Source organism: Prescottella defluvii, assembly GCF_000738775.1.
Taxonomy (GTDB): Bacteria; Actinomycetota; Actinomycetes; order Mycobacteriales; family Mycobacteriaceae; genus Prescottella; species Prescottella defluvii.
This window is the reverse complement of the sequence record NZ_JPOC01000022.1, coordinates 75,941-93,472: the sequence shown is the minus strand read 5'-3', so window position 1 is coordinate 93,472 and position 17,532 is coordinate 75,941. Positions and strand designations below refer to the sequence as shown.

Genomic DNA, 17,532 nt, shown 5'->3' with positions numbered 1-17,532 from the left:
AACATCATTGGACGGATGGGTTTCTCCGGGGCAGCCTTGCTCGCATACCTGCAAGGAGAGGGGCACGCAATGGATCAGGCGAATCGCGGGGGACCGGACGGTGGTGCCGCAGAGGAGATTCTCGACGCGGTCCTCGTCGGCGGCGGCATCATGTCCGCAACGCTCGGTGCGCTGCTGGCGAAGCTGCAGCCGGACTGGTCGATCACACTGCTCGAGCGTCTCGGGGAACTGGCGGGCGAAAGCTCGAACGCATGGAACAACGCTGGTACGGGTCATTCCGGCCTGTGCGAACTCAACTACATGCCCGATGCCGGCGATTCCGGCAAGGCCGAGGACATCGGCCGGTCATTCCATCGGTCACGGCAGTTCTGGGCGGCGCTCGTCGAGAGCGGTGACGTGCACGACCCGGCATCGTTCATCAACCCCACCCCGCACATGGACGTCGTGTTCGGGGAACGTGACATCGCCTATCTGCGTGAGCGATTCGAGACATTGCGGCACCTGCCGATGTTCTCGGCGATGCGGTACACCGAGGATTCCTCGACCGTCCGGGAGTGGGCGCCGCTGCTGATGGAGGGCCGAAGCGATGCCGAGGCGGTCGCCGCAACGCGCTACGAGGACGGGACCGACATCGACTTCGGTGCCTTGACTCATGCGCTGGTACGCGTGATGACGAGCGCCGGGGCGCGGATCCGCCTGCGGCACGAGGTCACGTCCCTCACCCGCGGAGCTGACGGAATCTGGATCGTCACCGGGCATGACCGTGCGACGGGCGGCAGGTTCCGGATCCGGTCGCGATTCGTCTTCGTCGGTGCCGGTGGGTACGCGCTGAAGCTGCTGCAGAAGGCGCGAATTCCCGAGGTGCGTGGGTATGCGGTCTTCCCGCTCGGCGCCCAGTTCCTGCGCACCGGAAACCCGACGGTCGTCGCGCGGCACGATGCGAAGGTGTACGGACAGGCCGCGCTCGGCGCGCCGCCGATGTCGGTACCGCACCTCGACAAGCGCGTCGTCGACGGCCAGCCCTCGCTGATGTTCGGCCCGTACGCCACCTTCAGTACCCGACTGCTCGTGCGTGGCAGGCTGACGGACCTGTTGACCACCATCCGGTTCCGGAACGTCGCCGTTCTCCTGGCCGTCGGAATCCAGAACCTCCCGCTCGTGCGCTATCTCCTGGTCGAGCTGTTCGCCTCGCGCCGAAGGAAGTTCGCGCAACTGCAGCGCTTCTATCCGGCGGCCGACCCGGCGGATTGGAATGTGGTGCAGGCCGGGCAGCGCGCCCAACTCGTCAAGCCGGATCCGCGCCGGATCGGTGTGCTGACGTTCGGGACGGAGGTCGTCGTCGGCGCGGACGGAACGATCGCGGGGTTGCTGGGTGCCTCACCGGGCGCGTCGGTCGCGCCGTCACTCATGGCCGACGTCCTCGGCCGGTGCTTCCCGCACCAGCGTCCGGAGTGGGACCCGGTGCTGCGCAAGCTCATGCCGGGCCTCGGCGCGGACGGTGGCCGCGACCAGCAGGAGGTCGACGGAAACCTCGATCGCACCGGGCATCTGCTGCATCTGCTGCGGCGCTCGGAATGACGGGTCCGTCGCCGGACCCGCCCGTTGGGCTGATCGGCAGTTCGCGGGCCGTGTCGACGGTAGCTTCTGGGTATGGATCTCTGTCACGATGTTTCCGGTTCCGGGCCCACGCTGATCCTCGTGCACGGGGTGTTGGATCGTCGGCAGACCTGGGCGGCGGTGTTGGACCAGTTGACGCCGTATCGCCGGGTGGTGACCGTCGACCTGCCCGGACACGGAGAGTCCGCCGCTCTCGAGGAAGGCGACGACGTGCTGGGCCGGCTCGTCGACGAGTTGGGCGGCTTCGTCCGGTCCGTGACGCCGGCGGGGGAACGCTCACACATCGCCGGGAACTCTCTCGGGGGTTGGCTCGCCTTGGCCCTCGCATCGCGCGGTGAGGTCGCGTCCGCCACCGCCTTGTCGCCGGCGGGCTTCTTCGTCAATCGCGCCGACCAGGCGCGCACTCGCCTGACGTTCCGGACGATGCGGGGCCTCACCCGGGCGATGGGATCGCGGATGCCGGAAACCATGCGATTTCGGGGCCTGCGTTACCCCTCACTTGCTGCCTTCTACGGGCATCCCAGTCAGATTTCGTACGAGGACGCGGTGATCGGCGCCCGTTCACTCGCCACGAACGCCCTGCTCGATCGTGTGACGACGGCATCTTTCGGTTTCCCGCCGCTCGTGGATCCGGATGTGCCGATCACCGTCGCGTGGGGCCGGCGAGACGTGATTCTGCCTGTGTATCAGGCGCGCCGGGTACGCGACGTCTTCCCTCAGGCGCGCGTGATGGTGCTGCCGGGCATCGGGCACGTGCCGATGACCGACGACCCGACGCTGGTCGGCACGATCCTGCTCGGTGGCAGCTCGGCGTCGACCCGGGAGTCACCGGAATGAACCCGCCCTGACCTTCCGAGTTCGGGCCGGATTCAGATCTCGACCGGCACGAAGTCCCTGCCCGCACGGTAGGGGCTACCGGGGGAGCTGATCTCGAACAGCGCCGCTGAGGTCTTCATGTGCTCGAACGCCGGGTAGGGCGGCGGCGGGCAGGCCGAGGGACTCGATGGAGCGTGTCACTGCCGCTACGAGCGGCACCACTCGGAGAGCATCGCTCGCCCGGTTCAAGCAGACGCAGATCGACGCCGGCGGTAGGCCGGGCAGAATGATGCTCGCGGCGACCGAGGCGATGTCCCTGGTGTCCCTACCGGTTTCATCGATCGCGATACCCCGCCGCCGTCGAATCCGGCTGAGTTCCTGGTACATCCGTTGGCGGGTCCAGGTCGATCTCGAGCGCTCCAGGCGGTCGGCAACGATCTCGTCGACAGTTTCCGCGGGCAACGCTGCCAACATGGCCCGACCGCCGGTGCTGATGTGGGGCGCGTGTCGTCCGCCGATCCTCGACGGCACGAGTGTTGCCGAGGGGCCGCCGAACTTGTCGAGAATCAGGACGTCCGGACCGTCGAGAACGGCCAGGTGCGAAACCAAACCCGTGCGAATGTGGAGCGACCGGAGTGGCTCGACCGCAACGCTGCGGAGGTGGTCGTGGCTTTCGGAGTGGGCGCCACGAAATCGGAAGGCTCTCGACCCGAGACGATAGCCGCCGTCGGGCATCCGCTGAATCCAGCCGCTGGCTGTGAGCTGGACGATGATTCGGTGGGTGCTCGAACGCGTGAGTCCCGTGCGGAAGGCCACGGCCTCCAAGCTCAGCACGGAACCAGACGTGTCGAAGGCGTCGAGTATTCGTGTGAGACGGGCGATCATTCCGTCCTGCAGTGCAGGTCTTGCCTCAAATTCAGTGCTAATCATCCTGGCGGCGACATCCTGTGCTTGCGGGCCATTGGATCCCTCGGCGGCCGAGTCGGTGCCTGACAGGTAGGGGAGCCGGCGCAGGGCCGGCCCTTTCCTCCGTGTGCATTCAGGCGCCCGCGACCCGAAGATCGCCTCCGGACGCGTCGCGCGGAGGTCTGCGGACGACTCGGCCGGCCGTGTGGCGCATCTCTTTTCGATGCTTTGCCAATTTGACAGTAGACGACCGTCTACTGTCAATAGCGGAATGGTTGTAGGCGCACACGAGAGGAAAGGGTCGCGGATCCCGGTGGATGCGAAGTGGGCTGGGATTCCTCGAACTTCAGGCCACCGCGAGGGCCACCGCGAGCGCAGCGATGGGCCTGCCCGCGTGGTCGTCGCGCGTCGCTTCTGTCGGGCTCATAGGTAGCGGCGTTGAAAGGCTGTTGCCCGTATCGCTTGCTGGAAGTCACGTTCCACCGTCGACACACGAACACTCTCCTCCGGCAGATGCCGGTCGAGTTGATCCAACTTGACCACGGTGCTCGCCCGGACTGCATTGTCGGGGCAGGGGTCGGTGACCGACTGCCAGCGGACGGCGATCAGGCCATCCGGCCATCCTTGTGGATCGAGCCAGTTGTGAACGCCCGGGTCCTGGCGTGAGATCACGAATGTGTATGTGCCGTCGTCGTTCTTCTGTGCTTGAGTCGTGTTGAGGCTGCTGGTCCGGTGGATGTACTCGTATGCCACACCCCATGGATCGGTGATCTGGATTCCCAGATAGTCGGCTCCGGCCGGGTCCAAGGTGACGACGAGGGCGTCTTCGTCCTGCAGCGAGAAATGGCCGCCGGTGGACATCCCTCGATTGCCGGGGCGAACGCGGGGTGCGGGAACGGCATTCCGGGGGCGCGCTCCGTAGCTGTAGCGGTTGAAGTAGTCGAGCCAGAACGGTGCAAGGGTGCGAAGAAGTTCAGCGGAGCGCTTGGCCACCTGCGAAACGTCGATCTGCGAGTCGTCCTGCTCGATGTCGAGGGCGACGATTGCCACGCGAGTGGGTAGTTCTCTCTCCCAGTCGTTGAGGAGATCGCGAACGATGAGAAACGAGTCCTTCCCGGCAGGGATGGACAGGTGGTTGGGGCCCTCACCCGTCGCTCGGGTGTCAATGGTGATCGTGAAGTTTCCGGATGCGTCGGTGACGATGGCGTCGCCTCCCAGCGTTGCGACCTGCTGTCCGCCCTCCTGCGTCATCCCCGTGGTGCCCGGCAGTCCTTCCCGCATCTCGAAATGGACTTCCGGGGGCGCCGCCGCCGTCCTTGTTCCGCGGATCTCGTACCGGTGATCGCCGGAGACGGTTGTCTTCCGATACACGTTGTCCGGGTTCTCGATTCCGAATCCGGACCGGGGGAGCTCGAGGCCGAGGAACTTTGTGCGGTGCGGTGACCCCCCACATGAGCGCTGGGTCGTATGGGTTCTCGCTCAGCGCGTACTGCGTGCACGCGACAGCGATCGAGTGGGCGGCACGGGCCATGGTGCCCTTGCCTGTATGCGTGGAGCCCTGCGGATCGCGCGCGTAGAGCGCTTCCACCCGCCCGATCTCATGGAGCATTTCGTCCGTTTTCAGGATTTCGCGTGCGGCCGTCTCGAGTCGGCGCTGCGCATCGGTGGCGAGGATGGGCGTGTCGGTCACGGAAGGACTCCTTCTGGATCGGTCGGACAAGGATGCTTGTGGGGTTTGCTCAGTGGGTGGGGGCCGGAGTGATCAGTTCGATGCGCACATCCCCGACGTCCTCGGTGCAACGACCGAACCTCAATGCCATGGCGCCTTCTGTATGGCCGTCGGTGTCGATCCAGAGGTGATCACCGAGGTGCGGGTCGGTTGCTGCCATGACGAGGCGAACGATCCCGTCCGGGCCGGGTTCGGCGTCGAGGCTGGTGGCGTACACGCGGTTGCCGAATCTCCATTCGAGAGACTCCATCCAGTAGTTCATGGGAACGAAGCTCCAATAGGAATCACGCGGCGGGGTGAAGGAGATGATCAGCGCGTGACCGTCGGCGATGGACCAGTACCCGTTGCAGTAGCGATGTCCGCGTGGGGTGTGAATGTCGCCGGAATCGTGCATGGGACTGAGTACGTTGGTTTTCCGGGCTCGATTATCGGCCACCCAACGCGCCCAGATTGCAGTGTTGTGGGAAGCGAAGTCGGCGGCGCGCATCATCCCGCGGCGTAGGTCCTCGGTGCCGAGTTCCGGCCGGTCCGGGCCTGCGCTGACACGTCTGATCTCGAGGGGGCGTGGTCTGTCGGTGCTGGGGTCGCGCAGGTATCGGCGAACCGAGAGGCTGCTGCCGTCGTCGTCGAGTGCGAGTGTGTTGGGCCCGGTGGCGTTTCTCGACAGCCGGATACTGAAGTCGCCGTTGTCGGAGACCTGTAGGTCCTCGTCGGTGATGCTCGCGACGAGTCGGCGTGGTCGCTGATCGGAGCCACTGAAATCTCCTGAATACACAGTGAATTCGATCAGTGCGGTTTCTCGCATGTTGCCCGTCACCTCGTACTCGTAGCGGCCCGATACGGGACTGCTGTCGTACAGCTGTGCGGGGCTGTCGCCGGCGTATTTGCGAACGCCGTCTCGGGACTTCTGGTAGAAGGCAGGGAAAGCCGGGTCGGCATGCTCGACGAATTGATCGATGCCGATGGTCAGGTATCGCAGGAACAGTCGGAAGCCCTCGGCTGTGTCGATCTGCCGATCGGGTGCCTCCAGTTTCGGGTAGGCGGCGCCGAAGTCGGACAGGGTCGTGCCGATGTGCTGCAGCGCCTCCGCGAGTGCTGCTTGATCTGTGGGCGTCGGTGAAGTCATAGCGGAGCCTTTCGGGACGACGAGGCAGGACGGTGACCGTCTGGCCGAGCTGCCGAACAGGATCGGATCAGTGCTCGGAACCGATTCGGATCATGATGCGAGCCAGGCCTTGTCGAAGAGCATCACGCTGTCGAGGGTGGGGGTGACGCCGTGCACCTTCGAGTTCCACGGGACCAGCACCGTCTGCGCCGACCACGTCATGAACGGCACGGTGTCGTTGACCAACTGCTGCATGCGCGCGAAGATTTCCCTCTTCTCATCAGGCATTCGAGCGGACTGAAGGTCGCCGAGGAGGGCATCCATCTCGGGGTTCGAGTAGCCGGTCGAGTTGAGAACGGAGTTGCTCTGCAGCGCGGAGTTCAAACGTTGGAAAGGAACCGCGTCATTCAAGCTCAGGGAGCTGCCGGCGACGTCGAAGTCGTGCTCAATGAGTACCCGCTTCGTCTGATCCGTAGCAGTGGTGATGTAGTCGATGTCGACCGTGAACCCGACGGCTTGCAGCATTGCCTGAACGGCGAGAGCCCGCCGCTGGGAAGTAGGTTCCTGCAGGGACAGGAACGAGATGTGGCCGTCGTAGCCGTCCGACTTCGCCTCTGCCAGGAGCGACTTGGCCTTTTCCGGATCCGTCTGCAGGCCGGAGACGTCAGTGTGCCATTGGGAGAACTCGGGGAACATGTCGGAGCCGGGCAGGCCGGTTCCGTTGTTCACGCGGTCGTCGATGGCTTGTGGGCTGATCGCGTACGCCACTGCCTGGCGAACACGAACGTCGGCGCCGGGGCGTCCTGGGCGGTTGTTGATCAGACCGATAGCACCAAGGTCCTGGGTGTCGATGAATCCAGGAAGATCGGCCGCGCGTGCCCGGGCCACAACTTCCGGGGAACGCAGGAAGGCCGCCTGAATGCCGTTGGATTGCAGCGATTCGAACGTCGACTGGTCACCGCCGAGGGAGACGAACCGCAGTTTGTCGAGGTAGGGTTTTCCTCCCCAGTAGTCCTCCCGGGGCTTGAGAACCAACTCTTCGTGCTGGGCGAATCGCTCGACTGTGAAGGGCCCGGAGCCTATCGGTGTGAAGGAGTCGCCGGCGCCCGAGCCGGGAGCCACGACCAATCCGAATCCTGTCGCGAGCATGGACTGGAAGTCGGACCATGGCTTGTTCAACGTCACTACGGCGGTGTGAGCGTCCGGTGTGGCGATCTCCGTGACCGTGTCGCGCCACAGATCCGTTCCCGATCCCTTGCCTGCGACAAATCTGTCGATGCTCGACTTCACTGCGGCGGCGTCGAGCGGCGATCCGTCGCTGAACGTGACGCCGTCTCGCAGTGAGATCGTCCAGCTGAGTTGGTCGTCCGAGACCGTGACGGACTTGGCGAGCTGCGGCTCGAACTGCTTGGTCTGTGCGTTGTACTTGACCAGGACGTCGTAGATCGCCGCCATCTCCGAACCGCCGGTGGACCCGGCCATCTGAGTCTTCAGGGGATCGAGGCTCGCGATCGGGGCGTATGCGCCGAAAGTGAGGATCCCACCTCGAACGGGGTCTCCGGGTGAATCGGACTGTTGCCCGACGAAGCCGGACTCTGTCGTTCGCGAGACGGCGGGTGCAGCACCGGACCCGTCTGCGGAGGCACACGATGCCAGAACGACCGACGCCGCGGTCGCAGCGAACGCCATGTGAATCGTTCTGCGAAAGTGTCGGAATGCCATTCAACTACCTCCGAAAGGCTAAGGGGCGCATGTATGTGACGCCTACAAGCGGCCGGGATCTCGCACCCGGCGTGTTGCCACGTGCTGCTGCCATGATGTGACGGGCGGCATAGCGGAAGCCGGGTACTCTCGCTCATCGAGACAAGTTCGTTCTACCGCCGGTAACGCTTCAGCACTGCTCTGCGCCTGCGAGAGAGGATCTCTCGCCGCTCGGCACGATCGATTCGTGACGTGGAGTCCGGCAGCTCGGTGGGCAGGTCCGCGAACTTGACCTTCCGTACGGAAGGCGCGGGGAACTCGGAACCGGTGGTGAGCCACCACCGGTAGACGCAGCGGGTGAAAGTGTTTCCTGCGGTGTCGAGCCAGTTGCGGACTCCCGGGTCACGATGGGCGACCACCGCTCGGAAGACTCCATTCTCGTCGAGAGTTGCCTGATGTCCGTTGAGCGAGGTCTGGCGATACGTGTAGTCGAGGGACTGCCCCCAGTAGTCGCCGAGGTGGATGTTCCAGAAGTGGCAGTCCGGTGGTGTCACCTCGAGGATGAGGGCTTCGTCGTTGGCGATCTCGAAGGTTCCACCGCCGTAGGCGATCGAGGCGCCGTCGCTTGCGTACGTCGACTCGACCGGGGGCTGTGTGCGAAGCACGTTGCGTTCGCCGTCGCGCAGGCTGTACATCGTGGACCAGTACTCGGCGAATCCGTCGACGTACCGGCCGAGGTGTTCGACGTGACGGGTCACGGTCCGGGGTTCGGTGACGGGACCGTCGCTCTCCGTGTCGATTCGTTCGATCGAGATGTGGTAGGGCTCCTCGTCATCCCAGTCGTAGAAGTACTGACGTGTGATGATGTTCCCGGCCTGGGGGTGCATCGGGAGCCAATTGGTCGAGTACGGCTCGGCACTGATGATGACTTCGAAATCGCCGTTCTCCTGCAACGTGATTCCACCCGGGTTGGAGATCGCGCCGAGGGTGGAGCCGGTGGCGGCCTTGAATGCGGCACGGAAGTCCTTCGGCTGATCCTCGCCGGACTGCGCCTTCTCGTACAGCCTGACGGTGTCGTACAGGGTCAGCCCGATGTAGCGGGCGCGCCCACCGGTGCCCGTGACTCGATACGTGCCGGCGGGGTCCAGTTCCGTGTGACCGAACAGGCAGTCGGGCGACTCCGTGGCATAGCGTTTCGTGTTGTCCTGCAGATGACCGACTTCGGGGAAGTCGGGATCTGCAGTGAATACGCCCTGTTCGAGGCCCGCGTTGAGAAGGTTCAGTAGGTAGCGGTACCCCTTCGCTCGAACCTCGGGATCGGCGGATCGCGGGTCGTCGGTGATGATCTTCGATGCGTTGCGCAGGTTCGCGCACAAGCTCAGCCATGCCGCGTCGAGTTGGGCGATGTCCTGCCCGTGTTCGCGGGGAAGGTTGTCCATGAGTTGCTCGCTTTCGGGAGGTGGATGCTTCGTCCTGTGACGGCCGTGCCGCCATCGATCGGAATGTCACGGCGATGTCAGGGGGCGATCCAGGCGCGCCGCCTTTCGGGTCGGCGCAGTGTCGGCGCGTGTTCCGGCGGTCGATCGTTCGCTGAACATCGGGTGGCCTCCTGGGACCCGCGATGATGTGATTCCACTCACCAAGTTAGTAATCCGTAGGGATCACTAGAGGTGTGCGCTCTCGCTGAGCGAGACTGGACATTCATCGCTGTGCCACTCCGTGGGACGCGCGGGGGTAGCGGAATCGGAGCTGATGTAAGCGCGTGAGATTAGCTGGATGTGGATTCTTCTCGGCCGTGAGCGACTGCCGAGCGACCACGTGATGGCGGAATCGTCGCGGCGATTTCGATGCTTCGTGATCCACGAGCGCGGATGTGTCGGCGAGGATGGGGCATGTCCCTGCCGCGCGAAGTAGGAGTCGACACGATGACGAAGTACCTGATCTCGTTCCCGAGTGGCGCCATGGTTCTTTCCGACGCCGATCTGCGGGCAGCCTCGGATGCCGCGCATGCGGTGGTGGAGGAGGCGAGGGCCGCCGGTGTCTGGGTGTTCGGAGGTGGAATCGACGAGGGCGTTCCGCCCGTCCTGGTGGATGGGGACGGCACGGTGACCGCGGGCACGTACCCGCAGACGGGGCAACTCGGCGGCGGCTACGCGGTGCTCGAGTTGCCTACCCGCGAGGCGGCTCTGGAATGGGCCGCGAAGATCGCCGGCGCCTGCCGGTGTGCGCAGGAGGTGCGCGCTTTCATGTACGACCCCGCCAGTTGACGCAGTCGTTCTCGCGGGTTCAGGCGGGCGGTCGCAGGGCCGCGAACTCGTCGGTCACACGCAGCCGGGTGTCCGTGAATCGGTAGAGGGTCGCCGGCCGGCCTCCGGTACGCCCGGACCGTGCGGTGTTGCCGGTCGCGGTGATGACACCGCGTCGGGTCAGGACCCGCTGGAGGTTGGTGGTGTCGACCTGATATCCGAGTGCAGCGCAATAGATTTCGCGAAGAGTGGACATCGAGAACTCGTCCGGCGCGAGGGCGAACGCAATGTTGGTGTACGACAGCTTCGCGGCCAGTCGTGCCCGGGCATGTTCGACGACGGTGCCGTGATCGAACGACATCTCCGGTAGTGCCGACACCGGGTGCCACGCGGTGTCGGGTGGCAACTGCGGGTCGGAGGGGAGGGGGACCAGGCCCAGGTAGGTCGAGGCGATCCGGCGATCCCCGGGAACTCGGTGCGGGTCGCTGAAGACCGACAGCTGCTCGAGATGGGCCACCTCGCGGACGTCGACCTTCTCGGCGAGTTGGCGTCCGGCCGACGTCTTGAGGTCCTCGTCGTCCCGCAGAGCGCCGCCCGGTAGCGACCAGGTGCCCTTCTGTGGATCGAGTGCGCGCTGCCACAGCAGGACCATCAGTTCGTCGGAACGGCAGCCGCCACCCCCGTGATTGCCGTCACCTGCGGTGATGGTTTCCGGGGTGGGCCGAACCTGGAACACCGCGGTGAGTACTTCGTGGACGGTGCTACCATGTGACATGTTTTCGATCCTAAGTCGAAAACCTCGATTTCGGAAATTCGGGCCAGCCCGCCCGGGTTGTAGTGGCGGAGCCGTGAACGAGCTTCGCGAAGAAGGAGTGGCCATGACGTCAACGTTGTGGGCGGGTGCAGGACAGATCGTGGATGGCCCCGGTGGATACACCGGCGTCGAGGCCGGGCCCGAGTGGGCGGCCGAGGTGCGCCGTCTGGCGAAGGAACGCAACGCCACGATCCTGGCGCACAACTATCAGCTGCCCGAGATCCAGGACGTCGCCGACCACGTCGGTGACTCGCTGGCGCTTTCGCGGATCGCCGCCGAGGCGCAAGAGGGCACCATCGTGTTCTGTGGTGTCCACTTCATGGCCGAGACCGCCAAGATTCTCAGCCCGGAGAAGACCGTGTTGATCCCGGACGAGCGGGCCGGTTGCTCGCTCGCCGACTCCATCACCGCGGAGCAGTTGCGCGAATGGAAGGCCGAGCATCCCGACGCGCTGGTCGTCTCGTACGTCAATACCACCGCAGAGGTGAAGGGTCTCACCGACATCTGCTGCACGTCGTCCAATGCGGTCGACGTCGTCGCGTCGATCGACCCGGACCGCGAGGTGCTGTTCCTGCCGGACCAGTTCCTCGGCGCCCACGTCAAGCGGGTGACCGGCCGCGAGAACATGCACATCTGGGCCGGCGAGTGCCACGTGCATGCGGGCATCAACGGCGACGAGCTGACGGCGAAGGCGAAGAGCCACCCGGACGCCGAACTGTTCGTGCACCCCGAGTGCGGCTGCGCGACGTCGGCGCTCTACCTCGCGGGTGAGGGCTTCGTACCCGAGGACAAGGTCAAGATCCTCTCGACCGGTGGCATGCTCGACGCCGCCCGCGAGACCGGTGCCAAGCAGGTCCTCGTCGCGACCGAGGTCGGCATGCTGCACCAGCTGCGCAAGGCCGCGCCGGGCGTCGACTTCCAGGCGGTCAACGATCGCGCGTCGTGCCCCTACATGAAGATGATCACCCCCGCTGCGCTGCTGCGCTGCCTCGTCGAGGGCAAGGACGAGGTTCACGTCGCCCCCGACGTCGCCGACCGCGCCCGAAAGTCCGTGCAGCGCATGATCGAGATCGGAAACCCCGGCGGCGGCGAGTAATGGTCGCCGGGCCCGGGGGTGACGGCGTCGTGTGGGAGGCGCGCGCAGATCTCGTCGTCGTCGGTGGTGGCGTCGCGGGACTGACGGCCGCACGGGTGGCGGCCGCGCGGGGACTCCGGGTGCTCGTGCTGAGCAAGGGTGGCCCGACCGACACCGCCACGCAGTACGCGCAGGGCGGGATCGCGATCGTGGGCGACCCCCGCACCGACTCGGTGGACTCGCACACAGGCGACACGTGCGTTGCCGGCGCGGGACTGTGCGACGAGGCCGCCGTCCGGTCGATCGTCTCCGCCGGACGGGAGGCGTTCGCCGCGATCACCGCGCTGGGCGCGGTGTTCGACACGGGCTCCGACGGTGCGGTGTCGCGCACCCGCGAGGGTGGGCACAGCACTCGGCGCATCGTCCACGCCGGCGGCGACGCGACCGGCGCCGAGGTTCAGCGGGCGCTGAATGCTGCCGGAATGCCGGTCCTGTTCGGGGCCACCGCGGCACGCGTCACCACCGACCGTCGAGGTGTCACGGGCCTGATCGCGCTGTCGGACAAGGGACTCGGCGTCATCCATGCGCCGGCCGTGGTACTCGCCACCGGAGGCCTGGGGCAGCTGTACTCGTGCAGCACCAATCCGCCCGGGTCCACCGGTGACGGCATCGCACTGGCGCTCGAGGTGGGTGCCGCCGTGGCGGATCTCGAGTTCGTGCAGTTCCACCCGACCGTCCTGTTCGCGCCGGGCGGGGTCGGACGACGGCCGCTCGTCAGCGAAGCGGTCCGTGGTGAGGGCGCACGGTTGGTGGACGCCGACGGACGTTCGGTCACCGACGGTGTGCATCCGCAGGGGGACCTGGCACCACGGGACGTCGTTTCGCGGGCCATCGCCCGACGGTTGCGGGAGTCCGGGACCGATCACGTCTACCTCGACGCCCGCCACCTCGCCGGGTTCGCCACCCGCTTCCCGACGGTGACCGCATCGTGCCTGGCTGCGGGAATCGATCCGACGGAGCAGTTGATCCCGGTGGCTCCGGCCGCGCACTACTCGTGTGGGGGCATCGTCACGGACGTGCACGGGCGCACCGAGGTGCCTGGGCTGTACGCGGCCGGGGAGGTCGCCCGCACGGGCCTGCACGGCGCCAATCGGCTCGCGTCGAACAGTCTGCTCGAGGGATTGGTCGTCGGCGAGCGAGTGGGATTGGCGGCGAGCGAGCGAGCGGATCTGGCCGTGGAAGCGGACGATCTGCTGCTGCCGTTCCGTCGGCGCGCCCCGCGCGAGCGGGTGCAGGCACTCATGACGGCGCACGCGTCGGTCGTGCGGGACGGCGACGGCCTGGCCCTTGCCACAGCAGAACTGGCGAACAGTGGAGTGGCGGTGGCCGGCAACGACGTCGCGCTCGAGGACACCGCGCTCACGGTGGCGGCGTCGGCTCTCGTGCTGGCCGCGTCCGCGCGACGTGAGAGTCGAGGGTGTCACACCCGGACGGACTTCCCGGAGACGTCCGACGACTACCGCCGCAGCATCCCGGTCCGCATCGGTCGCGACGGCGAACTGGAAGTATCCGAATTGCAATCGACAGGAGCACGATGACCACGCTGGAGCGACTCGATCCGCAGGAGACCCTGACGTTGGTGCGTACCGCGCTCGACGAGGACCTGCGGTACGGCCCCGATGTCACTTCTGTAGCGACCGTCCCCGAGGGTGCTGTGGCAACGGCGTCCGTGGTGGCCAGGGCTGCCGGGACCGTTGCGGGTATCGACGTGGGTCTGACGGTGCTCGACGAAGTCATCGGTGCCGGCAACTACGAGATCCGGGGGCGGGTCGCCGATGGCACCCGCATCCAGCCCGGTGACGCGGTACTCACGGTCAGTGCCCCCACTCTCGGCCTGCTGACCGCCGAGCGGACGATGCTCAACCTGATCTGTCACCTGTCCGGTATCGCCACCGCCACCTCGGCGTGGGTCGACGCGGTCGCCGGGACAGAGTGCCGGATCCGCGACAGCCGAAAGACCCTGCCCGGACTCCGGGGTCTGCAGAAGTACGCCGTGCGGGTCGGCGGCGGCGTCAACCACCGGATGGGCCTCGGCGATGCCGCACTCATCAAGGACAACCATGTGGCTGCGGCGGGATCGGTCGTCGCTGCGTTGCGTGCGGTGCGGGCGGCGGCGCCCGATATCGAGTGCGAGGTGGAGGTCGACAACCTCACTCAACTCGACGAGGTGCTCGCGGAGGGCGTCGACCTCGTGCTGTTGGACAACTTCCCGCTGTGGCAGACGCAGATCGCGGCGCAGCGCCGTGACACGGTCTCTCCGCAGACTCGGCTCGAGTCGTCGGGTGGACTCAGTCTCGATGTGGCGGCGGATTACGCGGCGACCGGTGTGGACTTCCTCGCGGTCGGTGCCCTCACTCATTCGGTGACCGTGCTGGATCTCGGCCTGGACATGTAGGCGGAGGAAGAGCTCTCCTTCTGTCGAGTTCCGTGTCCGGGCAGTCACTGCCCGGACACGGATCTCGGAAGCGGTACTGCGCGTTGCGCCCCTGTCGCCCTGTTTCGGCGGTACAGTGCCGCCATGGCGATGCCGGTATCCGAGTTCGTCGACGTGATGTCTCGGACCTACATGGTTCCGATCGTGGATGGTGCAGTGGTGCACCGTGATTCATATTCCGGCGTCCGAAATCTCGGGTGTTCCTCGGTCTGCCCCTACGATGCAGATCTCGTCCGTAGTGGATGCCTCGTTCCTTGCGTTCTAGCTCACAGTTGATCTTGATCGTTGCTTGGCCGGGCGAATTGTCTGGTAAGACTCATTTCATGGGTGAGCGGGTGGGGAATACGGAGGAATGCTGTGGCGCAGCGATATTCGGAGCAGCCAGAGACTGATGCCGGGGCGACGCGCTCCTCGTCGCGGTCGTCGCAGCGCGCGAGCTTCGACCGTCCCACCCTGTCCGTGACGGTGCAGCCCCGCCCGGCGCTGTGCGCGGTGCTCGATTCCGTCGTCGGGAGTGACACCCGCGGGATGGTTCTCGTCGTTGCACCGGCGGGTACCGGGAAGACGACGTTGCTCGTCGACTGGATCGATCGCGGCGTCGCCGGCACCGAACCCGCGGTCGCGTGGATCACGCTCGACGAACTCGACGACGACCCGAACGAACTGACACGCAGGATCACCGACAGTGTGCAGTCGGCTCTCGCACCGGCATCGGTGGGCGAGACCGACTCGGAGTCGGGTGGGTCTCTTACCGAATGTCTTCGGCAGGTCCGCAGCTCGGGCCGATCCCTCGTCCTGGTCCTCGACGATGCGCACGTGCTCTCCGACGAGGCGGCACTCGGCCGGTTGGCCGACTTCCTCGACGCGGCACCCGTGAACCTGACGGTGGTCCTGTCCACGCGGCGGTCACCTGCCTTGCCGCTCACGAGAATCGCTGCCGAGGGCGAGTTGGTCTGTCTGTCGGTCGACGACCTCGCGCTCGATCGCGTCGCCGCGGCAGCAATCTTCGCGGAGTACCGCTGCGTCGTCTCCGACACTCAGCTCGATGCGGTGTTCGGTCTCACCGGTGGGTGGGCGAGTGCGGTGCGCCTCGCGGCGATCAGACTCAGCACGATCAGCGACGTGACGAGTGGAATCGCCGATCTGACGCGGTACCCGCAGCGGATCTCCGACTACGTGATCGGACAGGTCCTCGACGGGCTGCCCGGCGAACTGCTGCGCTTCGCCCAGGCGACCAGCGTCGTCGATTGGTTCACCCCGGATCTCGCGGAGGAACTCGACGAGGCGGGGGTGGACCGCATTCTGGCGGCCCGAGAGGAACACTGCATCCCGCTGCATCGGGTCGTCGGCGACGGTGAACTTCGGTATGCGTGGCACCCGCTGCTGCGGGCACACCTGAGATCGGAGTTACGTGCGAAGGACCCGCAACGCGCGGCACGCCTCCATCTCGTGGCCGCCCGTTGGCTCCTGGCCTCGCGGCGGCCGGTGGACGCGCTGGCGCACCTGATCGAGGCATCGGACGATGCCGCGGTCGAGGACTTCGTCTTCCGCAACGGTGCCGCGGTCGTCTTCGACGGCCATGCCGAGGAGATCCTCGATCAGCTCGGCGTTCGGTACGGTGACCTGCCCGGGGTCCGGTACCTGCGGGCCCTGGCAGCTCTCGAACAGAACTATCCCGACGCTGCCCGCGCCTACCTCCGCGGTGCCGCGCCGGCAGGCACCGACTGTCGGCACCGTGATCTGGCCGAGGCGTTCTCCGCGGCGTTGACCGTCGAGATCGCCGTGATCGGCGGGCAGCCCATGCCGGCGGACCAGGTCGCCCGGCTGGACGGCTGGACGGGTTCGGTCGGTGTCGACCTCGACTGCTACATGACGATCCAGCGATCGGCCGCGCGGATGTTCCTGGGCGACTTACCCGCGGGTGAACGGCTTCTTCGGGAGGCGCTCACCCTTGCCGAGATCGGCGCGCATCCGCGCCTGATCTTGCGTTGTCTGGCACGTCTTTCCATCCTGGCAGGCATGAAGGGCGACCTCGTGACGATGACGGCCCGCGCCGAGCACGCCCTGCAGTATGCCGTCGATCACGGCTTGACCGATCGCATCGACTCGTTCCAATGCGCGGCCGCGGTGTGCATGGACAGCATCCTGCGTAGCGAGCAACTGCCCGCGGACAGCGCGGCCTGTGCCGTCGTGTCGGCCAATGCCCGCCACGTGCGCCCGGACGGTACGACGGCGCCCGCCTCGGGTGGCCACGCGGAGGTGGCTTTCGCGATCCTGAGAGCTCGGCAGACGCAGGCTCCGTCGGTCGCGGACCTGGAGACGCTGGCGGCCGCGGTGATCGGGCTACTCGGCCGGGGACCGCAGCTGGGATTGAGCAATGCCTTCGTCACTCCGGCACTGGCCGTGCTGCTGGATGCCGGCAGGGTGACCGCTGCGACGGACATCGTCGACCTGGCCGAGTCTGCCTTCGGTGAGATTCCGGACGTCACCGTCGCGCACGCGATGGTCCTGATCACGGGGGGAGCGGTCGTGCCCGCGCTGGAACTGCTTGCCCCCGTTCTCGACTCCTCTCGACGACTGCACCCGGCCCTGGCCGTCCGGGTCTGGATGCTCGACGCCGTCATCGCGCGCCGGCAACACAGGCTCGACGACGCGGTGGCGTCGATTCGGCGGGCACTCGCGCTCGCCGAGCCGTTCGGGATCGTCAGCCCATTCCTGGACAGTGCGGGGGACACCGCCGAACTACTGGCCTCGGTGCCGGCGGGAGGGGAGCACAGTCAGTCGTTCATCGACCACGTGCGCACGAAGATCGCGGAAGCCCACGGCGGCCGCAACCCGGGCCTGACGCCCAGCGAGAAGGTGGTGCTCGGCGAGCTGCACACCGGCAAACAGTTGCGGGTGATCGCCAAGGATCTGCACGTGTCGCTCAACACGGTCCGCACCCATACCCGGAACCTGTACCGCAAACTCGATTCGTCCAGTCGGGCCGAAGCGATCGAGACAGCGCTGCGCCGCGGACTGATCTGATC

13 protein-coding genes are annotated in these 17,532 nt (G+C 66.3%); 7 read left to right on the top strand and 6 right to left on the bottom strand.

Going from position 1 to position 17,532, the window contains the following annotated elements; translation table 11 throughout:
• Positions 1-69 precede the first annotated feature (69 nt).
• Both mqo and IJ15_RS0109055 read left to right on the top strand, forming a co-directional pair.
• On the top strand, positions 70-1,578 hold the full coding sequence (mqo, locus tag IJ15_RS0109060; protein WP_156112060.1) for a malate dehydrogenase (quinone): 1,509 nt from the start codon (positions 70-72) through the stop codon (positions 1,576-1,578).
• Between the two features lie 72 nt (positions 1,579-1,650).
• Positions 1,651-2,454: an alpha/beta fold hydrolase gene (locus IJ15_RS0109055; protein WP_031938016.1), complete on the top strand. Its 804-nt coding sequence runs from the start codon at positions 1,651-1,653 to the stop codon at positions 2,452-2,454.
• 75 nt (positions 2,455-2,529) lie between these two features.
• Here IJ15_RS0109055 and IJ15_RS0109050 read toward each other — a convergent pair whose 3' ends face one another.
• The 5 genes from IJ15_RS0109050 to IJ15_RS0109030 form a co-directional block, all read right to left on the bottom strand.
• Positions 2,530-3,363 carry an IclR family transcriptional regulator gene (locus tag IJ15_RS0109050; RefSeq protein WP_081880658.1) on the bottom strand — a complete coding sequence of 278 codons (834 nt, stop codon included), beginning with the start codon at positions 3,361-3,363 and terminating at the stop codon, positions 2,530-2,532.
• 399 nt (positions 3,364-3,762) lie between these two features.
• The gene (locus tag IJ15_RS0109045) at positions 3,763-4,710 is read right to left on the bottom strand and encodes a DUF1214 domain-containing protein (RefSeq protein ID WP_156112059.1); all 948 of its coding nucleotides are present in this window, start codon (positions 4,708-4,710) and stop codon (positions 3,763-3,765) included.
• A gap of 368 nt (positions 4,711-5,078) precedes the next feature.
• Positions 5,079-6,194, bottom strand: coding sequence for a DUF1214 domain-containing protein (locus IJ15_RS0109040; protein WP_031938013.1), 1,116 nt, complete (start codon positions 6,192-6,194; stop codon positions 5,079-5,081).
• A 90-nt stretch (positions 6,195-6,284) separates the two neighbouring features.
• Positions 6,285-7,655, bottom strand: coding sequence for an ABC transporter substrate-binding protein (locus IJ15_RS0109035; RefSeq protein ID WP_231569472.1), 1,371 nt, complete (start codon positions 7,653-7,655; stop codon positions 6,285-6,287).
• 392 nt (positions 7,656-8,047) lie between these two features.
• Complete coding sequence (locus tag IJ15_RS0109030; RefSeq protein WP_156112058.1) at positions 8,048-9,313, bottom strand: DUF1214 domain-containing protein; 1,266 nt, start codon at positions 9,311-9,313, stop codon at positions 8,048-8,050.
• Positions 9,314-9,799: 486 nt separating this feature from the next.
• Between IJ15_RS0109030 and IJ15_RS0109025 the strand changes: the two genes are divergently transcribed.
• On the top strand, positions 9,800-10,141 hold the full coding sequence (locus IJ15_RS0109025; RefSeq protein ID WP_031938010.1) for a YciI family protein: 342 nt from the start codon (positions 9,800-9,802) through the stop codon (positions 10,139-10,141).
• A gap of 19 nt (positions 10,142-10,160) precedes the next feature.
• On the opposite strand, the gene IJ15_RS0109020 is transcribed toward IJ15_RS0109025, so the two are convergent.
• Positions 10,161-10,895, bottom strand: a complete 735-nt coding sequence (locus IJ15_RS0109020; protein ID WP_031938009.1) for an NUDIX hydrolase — start codon at positions 10,893-10,895, stop codon at positions 10,161-10,163.
• 103 nt (positions 10,896-10,998) lie between these two features.
• On the opposite strand from IJ15_RS0109020, the gene nadA reads away from it, so the two are divergent.
• The 4 genes from nadA to IJ15_RS0109000 all read left to right on the top strand — a co-directional run bounded on the left by nadA (position 10,999) and on the right by IJ15_RS0109000 (position 17,530).
• Entirely contained in the window at positions 10,999-12,030 is a 1,032-nt protein-coding gene (nadA, locus tag IJ15_RS0109015) for a quinolinate synthase NadA (protein WP_031938008.1), read from the top strand.
• Positions 12,030-13,607, top strand: a complete 1,578-nt coding sequence (locus IJ15_RS0109010) for an L-aspartate oxidase (RefSeq protein ID WP_031938007.1) — start codon at positions 12,030-12,032, stop codon at positions 13,605-13,607. The genes nadA and IJ15_RS0109010 overlap by 1 nt, the downstream gene beginning before the upstream one ends.
• Entirely contained in the window at positions 13,604-14,464 is an 861-nt protein-coding gene (gene nadC / locus IJ15_RS0109005; RefSeq protein WP_031938006.1) for a carboxylating nicotinate-nucleotide diphosphorylase, read from the top strand. Before IJ15_RS0109010 ends, nadC begins: the two co-directional genes overlap by 4 nt.
• A 498-nt stretch (positions 14,465-14,962) precedes the next feature.
• A complete protein-coding gene (locus tag IJ15_RS0109000) occupies positions 14,963-17,530 on the top strand; it encodes a LuxR C-terminal-related transcriptional regulator (protein WP_231569471.1) in 2,568 nt (855 codons plus the stop codon).
• Positions 17,531-17,532: the final 2 nt, after the last annotated feature.